The sequence below is a fragment of the Kitasatospora sp. NPDC056531 genome (genome assembly GCF_042794375.1).
Taxonomy (GTDB): Bacteria; Actinomycetota; Actinomycetes; order Streptomycetales; family Streptomycetaceae; genus Kitasatospora.
The window spans coordinates 1-4272 of record NZ_JBHTTU010000229.1; the positions used below are offsets into that span (position 1 = coordinate 1).

Sequence of the window (4272 nt, forward strand, 5' to 3'; positions counted from 1 at the left end):
GGACATGGGGGTGAACGGCAGCAAGAACTGCCTCCACGAGCCCGGGCACGAGCACCGCGGCCACCTCGCCGACCACGGCCTCGGCGAGTTCTTCTGCCTGCCCGGCATCCCCGCCGAACACGGCATCCCCGGCATCCCCACCGAACACGGCATCCCCGGCATCCCCGCCGAACACGGCGAGCACTGCGAACACGGCGAGCACTGCAAGCACAACGAGCACTGCAAGCATGACGGGAAATGCGAGCACGACGAGCACTGCAAGCCATGTGAGCACGGCAAGCACGACGAGCACGGCAAGCCCGAGCACGGCAAGCCCGACGAGCACTGCAAGCCATGTGAGCACGGCAAGCCCGACGAGCACGGCAAGCCCGACGAGCACGGCAAGCCCGAGCACGGCAAGCACGACGAGCACGGCAAGCCCGGCGGCCAGGAGCAGCACCAGGGCCAGGACCAGAACTCCGCGCAGGACCAGCACGTCGACGTCACCGTCGTCGTGCAGAACACCGTCGCCAACAACCTCAACAACAGCGCCAACAACACCGCCGCCAGCAGCGCCACCAGCAACTCGAACAACTCCGCGCAGAACAACGCCAAGAGCACCTCCCTCAACCTGAACAAGATCAAGTTCGTCGCGGAGGAGGTCGAGGAACGGCCGGCGCACAAGCCGGCCCACCACGGCAAGCACGAGGTGAAGCCCGGTCACCACGGCGAGGAGGAGCACGGCAAGGAGCACCACGGCAAGGAGGACCACGGCAAGGAGCACCACGGCAAGGAGCACCACCACGGCGAGCTGGCCGAGACGGGAGCCCCGAAGACTCCCGTCCTGCTCGGCCTCGCCGCCGCGTTCCTCGCGGCCGGCGCGGCGGCCACGCGGATCAGCCGCCGGCGCGCCTGACCGATCTCGGAACGCGGGAGGGCCGGAGCACTCAACCGCACGCGTGAAAGCACCCCCCACCAGACAATCGTCCTGGTGGGGGCCGCTGTCGTGGGGCGGGCTCAGACCGGCACCGGGCCGCACATGTCCGCACGGTCGCGCGCTTCGTCGGCCCGGATCTCCCAGATGCCGTCCGCCACCTCGACGGACCTGGACCGGATCTGCTCGGACAGGTCCGCCGGCCACCAGGTCCCCTCCGACCATCGGGCCCCTGTCACCTCGGTGCCGGCCAGGTCGGCCGTGTGCAGGTCGGCACCGCTCAGATCCGCGCCCTGCAGATGGGCACCGGTCAGGTCGGCGCCTCCCAGGTACGCATTGCACAGGACGGCGTGAGCGAGGTGGACGTCGGTCAGATCGGCCTGGACCAGCACGGCGTCCGTCAGGTCGGCCCGCACCAGGTTGGCGCCGCGCAGCCGGGCACCGCGCAGGTCGGCACCGGTCAGCCGCGCCCTGAACAGGTTGGCGTCCCGCAGCATGGCGCCGCGCAGACTGGCTCCCCGCAGATCCGCACCGTTGAGGTCGGCACCGAGAAGGTCCGCACCGGCCATGGCCGCGCCGGCCATGGCAACGTTCGCCAGGTCCGCCCTGCGCAGGTCAGCGCCCGTCAGCTGCTCACCGCGCCAGACCCGCCGGTACGGCTGAAAGGCCAGCGCCGCCCGCAGCATCGCCAGGAAGCCGGGGCGCGGCCACACCGGAGCGGGGGAACAGAACGGCGGTTCGGTCCTGGCGATGTAGCCGAGGACCTGACGACCGAAGGAGTCAGCGGGCATCGACCGCTCCCTCCTCCCGGACCGCCTCCGCACCGACCGCGCGACCGGACGGGGCGCCCGGCCTCGCCCTGGGCACCACCACGGCCTGAGGCTCGTCCACCGTGGCCCGGCGGGCGAGCTGCTCAAGGATCTTCGGCGCGGCGATGCCGACCGTGACGGCCCCGATCGCCCCGGCGATCTGCCCACCGGCCGCGTACACCGCCGCCAGACCGACACCGACACCCAGTCGGATCGCGACCGCCACCAGGTACGGCGCCAGCGCGAGCCGGCCGCGGCGCTTCCACGGGAATCCGCGCGAGGCGTGGATCGCCGCGTACAGGTCCCAGGCCTCGATCAGCCCCGACCCGAGCAGCCCCCACAGGCCCGCATGCCAGGTCGACATCCTGCTCCTCTCGGTCACGTGCGTACGGCGGGCCCGGCGTGGCACCCGGCCGCCCGCCACCGGGAAGTCTCGTCACGTGTCGGACTGTCCGTCAATTCACTTTTCGATCAGCCACGTTCGAGTGATTCCCTCCGCTGGCGGCGCCTCGCCGAAGACGCCACCGACGCTCAACTGCCGTGCGGGGTACGGTCCCCGGCATGACCTCCCCTCCCGCAGACCACACCGATCCCGACGTCGCCCTCGTGCTCGCCGCCTACGCGGCGTACGCCCGGGGTGACATCGACGCCGCCGTCGCCGACCTGCACCCCGACGTGGACTGGGTCGAACCCGAGGAGTTCCCCAACGGGGGCCCGCACCGGGGCGCGGACGCCGTCCGCCAGTACCTGAGCGCCTCCTACGCGATGTGGCGCGAGCTGCACTCCGAGCCGGTCGCCCACCGGCGCGGCGAGACCGTCGTCATCGTCCACCACGTGCACGGCGTCCTCACCGACGGCAGCCCGCTCGGCATCACCGTCGCCGACGTGTTCACCGTCCGCGACGGGCGGATCGTGAGCATGCACGCCTACGCCGACCCGGCCGAGGTGCTGTAGCGCGCGAGCCCTTTCGGGGGAACCGATCGCCGAACCACCCACCGCCGCACGGCATCTGCGTTTTCCTGGCGCGCATGCCCATGCGCCCTCACGACGCGACGGCGACCGCAGCCGCCGTCGCGTCCCTGCTCCTGCTTCTGCTCCCGGCTTCCGCCCACGCGGCGGAGCCGACGCCGTACACGCTGCGCAACGCCAACACCGGGACCTGCCTGCACCACATTTTCGGCACCACGCAGGTGCGGCTCGAACCGTGCGAGGCGGTGCCCGAACAGCAGTGGGAGCTACGGCCGGAGGGGACGTCGCTGAACGTCGCGGTGTTCGACCCGGAGAAGAACACCTGGGGGTGCGTGGCCATCGGCGACGGCTGGAGCATCCGCTACGGGCAGTGCCGCACCACCGAGGCCGCGTGGAGCATCACGGATGGCGCTCACTCCCGGGTCCGGTCGGCGTCGAACCTCAACGACAACGACCTCTACCTGACGGAGACGCAGTCAGGACACCTCGGCGCCACGCCCGGCGGCACCACGCCCTCCGCCGACTGGATCGTCGCCGAGGTGCCCTGACCGGTCTTCCCGGCGCCCGGCGGGTCGTCCAGGCGCGCAGCACGCCGCCGTCGATCATGGGCGGAAAGGCCGGAAGGCCGACGGCACCGCCTCGCCGGTCGTCACCGGCGCCGGCTGCGACACCCCGACCGGTGAGACCACCCTCGACTCCACCCTCGTGCTCCGCCTCACCCACTGACCAGTCCCCTCGACCGGTACAACACCCGCACCCGAAGGAAGACGCGACATGACCCTCCCCCGGACCGCGCCGCAGGCGCCCCCGGCCGACCCAACCACCCCGAAGGCCCGCATCTACGCGATGCTGGACACGGACGGGGACGGAGTCGCCTCCCGGCACGACTACTTCGTCCGGATCGAACGGGCCCGGCAGGCGACCGGGCGCGGCCTCGACGACCCCCTGGTCATCGCCGCACTCGCCGCGGGTGAACGCGCCTGGGCCGCGATGGACGCCAACGGCGACGGCGTGATGACCTACGAGGAGTACATCGCCTGGGTCGACGCCGAGAAGTTCGACAACATCTGCCAGTACGCCCTGGGCGCGCTGTTCGACCTCGCCGACGCCGACCAGGACGGCGCCCTGGACCGGACGCAGTTCACCATGCTGCGCCAGGCCCTGGGCAACCGGGCCGACAACGCGGACGCGGCGTTCGACGCGCTGGACAGCGACGGTGACGGGCGCGTCAGCCGCGGGGAGTACCTGGCATCGATCCGCGCATACGTCACGGGTGACGGCTCCCCCATGGGTGACGCCCTGTACTGACCGCCCTCCCGCCCGGGGCCGGACCTGGCGGCAGGTCCGGCTTCGGCTTCTCAGGCGGCGCGCTGGCCGTGGAGGAGGACAGGCAGGGTGTGGTTGGCCAGCGCCTCGGTGATGCGGGCGTGTTGGGCGGGGGCCATGACGTCGGGCAGTTCGCGGACGGGGACGAAGCGGGCGCCGAGCAGGCCGCTCCTGTGCTGGGGCGGGACGGTGAGGGAGGTGTCGTCGCGCACCGTGCCGCCGTCGAAGACCAGGTTCAGGCGTTCCAGGTAGCGG

Annotated in this window: 6 protein-coding genes and 1 pseudogene; 4 read left to right on the forward strand and 3 right to left on the reverse strand. The window is 71.8% G+C overall.

The features are described 5' to 3' along the window. Nucleotides 1–895 (forward strand): annotated as a pseudogene (locus ACFQ87_RS44720) (hypothetical protein); the annotation flags it as partial. A 101-nt stretch (nt 896–996) separates the two neighbouring features. Here ACFQ87_RS44720 and ACFQ87_RS44725 read toward each other — a convergent pair. Both ACFQ87_RS44725 and ACFQ87_RS44730 read right to left on the reverse strand, forming a co-directional pair. After that, nucleotides 997–1704 carry a pentapeptide repeat-containing protein gene (locus ACFQ87_RS44725; protein WP_380616796.1) on the reverse strand — a complete coding sequence of 236 codons (708 nt, stop codon included), beginning with the start codon at nt 1702–1704 and terminating at the stop codon, nt 997–999. Continuing rightward, the gene (locus tag ACFQ87_RS44730; RefSeq protein WP_380616797.1) at nt 1694–2086 is read right to left on the reverse strand and encodes a hypothetical protein; all 393 of its coding nucleotides are present in this window, start codon (nt 2084–2086) and stop codon (nt 1694–1696) included. The genes ACFQ87_RS44725 and ACFQ87_RS44730 overlap by 11 nt, the downstream gene beginning before the upstream one ends. 197 nt (nt 2087–2283) lie before the next feature. On the opposite strand from ACFQ87_RS44730, the gene ACFQ87_RS44735 reads away from it, so the two are divergent. The 3 genes from ACFQ87_RS44735 to ACFQ87_RS44745 all read left to right on the forward strand — a co-directional run bounded on the left by ACFQ87_RS44735 (nt 2284) and on the right by ACFQ87_RS44745 (nt 3999). Then, nucleotides 2284–2676 (forward strand): nuclear transport factor 2 family protein, encoded by a 393-nt coding sequence (locus tag ACFQ87_RS44735; RefSeq protein WP_380616798.1) that lies wholly within the window; start codon nt 2284–2286, stop codon nt 2674–2676. A gap of 74 nt (nt 2677–2750) precedes the next feature. Then, nucleotides 2751–3239, forward strand: coding sequence for a hypothetical protein (locus tag ACFQ87_RS44740; RefSeq protein WP_380616799.1), 489 nt, complete (start codon nt 2751–2753; stop codon nt 3237–3239). Nucleotides 3240–3465: 226 nt separating this feature from the next. After that, complete coding sequence (locus ACFQ87_RS44745; RefSeq protein ID WP_380616800.1) at nt 3466–3999, forward strand: EF-hand domain-containing protein; 534 nt, start codon at nt 3466–3468, stop codon at nt 3997–3999. A 50-nt stretch (nt 4000–4049) separates the two neighbouring features. On the opposite strand, the gene ACFQ87_RS44750 is transcribed toward ACFQ87_RS44745, so the two are convergent. Beyond that, nucleotides 4050–4272, reverse strand: a 223-nt coding sequence (locus tag ACFQ87_RS44750; RefSeq protein ID WP_380616801.1) for a hypothetical protein, incomplete at its 5' end; no start/stop codon positions are given.